The organism is Streptomyces sp. S6 (assembly GCF_054880855.1).
This window is the reverse complement of the sequence record NZ_JBTYMC010000532.1, coordinates 1-2,535: the sequence shown is the minus strand read 5'-3', so window position 1 is coordinate 2,535 and position 2,535 is coordinate 1. Positions and strand designations below refer to the sequence as shown.

The 2,535-nt window shown below is 74.4% G+C and carries 4 protein-coding genes; 2 read left to right on the top strand and 2 right to left on the bottom strand.

What is annotated here, in order from left to right; genetic code table 11:
* The coding region (locus ACVNF4_RS34810; protein ID WP_461806856.1) for a GntR family transcriptional regulator at nucleotides 1-297 on the bottom strand (297 nt) is incomplete at its 3' end.
* Between the two features lie 47 nt (nucleotides 298-344).
* On the opposite strand from ACVNF4_RS34810, the gene ACVNF4_RS34805 reads away from it, so the two are divergent.
* A complete protein-coding gene (locus ACVNF4_RS34805) occupies nucleotides 345-1,310 on the top strand; it encodes an EamA family transporter (RefSeq protein WP_461806855.1) in 966 nt (321 codons plus the stop codon).
* On the opposite strand, the gene ACVNF4_RS34800 is transcribed toward ACVNF4_RS34805, so the two are convergent.
* The gene (locus tag ACVNF4_RS34800) at nucleotides 1,207-2,037 is read right to left on the bottom strand and encodes an alpha/beta fold hydrolase (protein WP_461806854.1); all 831 of its coding nucleotides are present in this window, start codon (nucleotides 2,035-2,037) and stop codon (nucleotides 1,207-1,209) included. The genes ACVNF4_RS34805 and ACVNF4_RS34800 overlap by 104 nt on opposite strands.
* Before the next feature lie 239 nt (nucleotides 2,038-2,276).
* On the opposite strand from ACVNF4_RS34800, the gene ACVNF4_RS34795 reads away from it, so the two are divergent.
* Nucleotides 2,277-2,535: GntR family transcriptional regulator (locus ACVNF4_RS34795; RefSeq protein WP_461806853.1), on the top strand; the 259-nt coding region annotated here is incomplete at its 3' end.

Here is a 2,535-nt window from a genome sequence, read left to right as displayed (position 1 = left end):
GTGGGGCGCCGCCGCCCGCACGGCGTCCCCGACCCACGTCCCGGCGCCGCGCCCGCTGCGCAGGTACCCCTCGGCCGTCAACTGCTCGTACGCCTCCGTCACCAGCCCGCGTGACACCCCCAGATCGCCCGCGAGGTCCCGGCTCGACGGCAGCCGCGTCCCCGGAGCCAGCCGTCCCGCGCGGATCGCCTCCCGCAGCGCCTCCTGAACCGCACGTCCACGCGTGCGCGCGGGTGCGCCGACGGCGCCCCGCAGCACGTCCCACGCTCCGCCCGGACCGGTCCCCGATGACGCCATGGAAGTGGACCTTAACCAAGGCCGCCGCCGTCCCTAGCGTCGCCCTCATGAACCCCGCCCCCGCGCGCGGCGCGCTTCTCGCTGCGTCCGCCTGTCTCCTCGTCGGAGCCTCCTTCACCGCCAACAGCGTCCTCGGCGACTACCCGTACGCGGGCGGCCAGGCCCTGCGCTACGGCCTCGCGCTGCTCCTGCTGGCCCCGCTCGCCCGGCACGGCGCCCGGGAGCGCCTGCGGCTCCTCACGGCCCGTCAGTGGCTGCGTACGGCCCTCCTGTCGGGCGTCGGCATGGTCGGCTTCAACCTCGCCGTCCTCGCCGCGGAGCGCTCCGCCGAACCGGCCGTCCCCGGCGTCCTCGTCGGCTGCGCCCCGGTCGTCGTCGCCGTCCTGGCGCCCCTCGCGGAGGGCCGCCGTCCCCGCCCGCCCGTCCTGTGCGGCGCGTTCCTGGTCGCTGCGGGCGCCTTCGCCGTGCAGGGCTGGGGCCGTACCGACGGGGCGGGGCTGGGGTATTCAGGGCTCGCGCTCGTCGGCGAGGTGGGGTTCGCGGTGCTGGCGGTGCCGGTGCTGCGGGTGCTGGGGCCGCTGCTGACGTCGGCGACGGTGTGCGGGGTCGCGGCGCTGGAGTCGGCGGCGCTGGGGGTGCTCGTGGACGGCGGCGACTGGCTGCGCCGGCCGGACGGGGGTGAGGCCGCGGCGCTGCTGTGGCAGGCCGTCGTCGTCACCGTCGTCGGGTTCGTGTGCTGGTACCGGGGGCTGCGGGTGCTCGGCGTGGAGCGGACGACGCTGTTCTCCGGGCTGATCCCGGTCGCCGCCGCCGCTACCGCGCCCGCCGTCGGCACCGGCTCCTTCGGGGTCGCCCAGGCGCTGGGGAGCGTCCTGGTGGGGCTGGGGGTGGCGGTGGGGTCCGGGGCGCTCAGCGGCTCCCGTCCAGGATCACGCGCGACACCAGCGCCGGGTCGTCGTTCATCGGACAGTGGCCGCAGCCGGGCAGGCGGATCAGGCGTGCCTGGGGGATGACGTGCTTCGCGCGGACGCCCTGGCGGCGCAGGAGGATGCGGTCCCGGGTGCCCCAGGCGATCGTGACGGGCAGGCCCGGAACGTCGTCGGTGAACCGGACGGAGCCGCCCGCGCGGAGGGTCTCGTCGAAGCCGGTGGCGCCGGTCAGGGCGAGCGTCTCGGCGACGACGGCCTCGGGGGCGCGGCGGGCGGGGCGGGCGTAGATGGTGCTGGTGAGGGCGGTGCGGCCGGCCGCCGAGCGGGAGAGGGTCTCCACCAGTGGCAGGAGCATGCCGAGGGCGATGCGGCGCATCGTCGTCAGCAGCGTGAAGGCGTAGCGGCGTTCCGCCTCGGACCAGAAACCCGCGGGGGACAGAGCCGTGACGGACCGTACGAGGCGCTCGCGGCCCAGCTCCAGGGCCAGCAGGCCGCCCAGGGAGTTCCCGGCGACGTGCGGGCGGTCCAGGTCCAGTGCCTCGCAGAGGGCCGCGAACACGGCGGTCGTCGTCGGCAGGTCGTACGCGAGGCCCTCCGGGAGGGCCGGGGAGGCGCCGAAGCCCGGGAGGTCGACGGCGACGACGTCCCGTTCGGTGGCCAGGATGTCCACCACCGGGTCCCACGCCTGCCGGTGGTGGCCGATGCCGTGCAGCAGGAGCAGCGGCTCCCCGCGCCCCACGCGCGCGTACGACACGGTCACGGGCTGCGGTCCCCGCGCGGAGGGGACCTTGAAGGAGACGGAGGTGGACATGCGGGGTGCTCCTCGGCTGGGCTCGCGGCGAAACTCCGTAGACAGTTTGTCAGCGATTACTACCGACGGGTAGCCCCCGGAGAGGTGAAAGGCCCGTGATCGCTGGCCGAAAGCGGTTTCTGGAATTGGTATTGACCAAGGTTGAAGGCGGCTCTATGGTCGCTGACAAGTGAAACAACCTTTAATAAACAAGGGCGCGAAAACAGCCTGAAAATACGTGCGGCGGGGCGGAGGACAGGGTGGGGACCACGCAGCTGGAAACGGTGCCGGAGCCGAAGTACTGGCACCTCAGGACAGTGCTCAGCGAAGCACTCGACTCGGAGTTCACCGTGGGGGAGGTACTGCCCAACGAGCGTGAACTCGCGGCCCGCTTCGGCGTCGCCCGCGCCACGCTCCGGCAGGCGCTGGAACAGCTCGAACTGGAGGGCCGGCTGCACCGCAGGCGCGGCGTCGGCACCACCGTCGCACCCCCGCGCGTGGGCGTCGACGTCGGCCCCG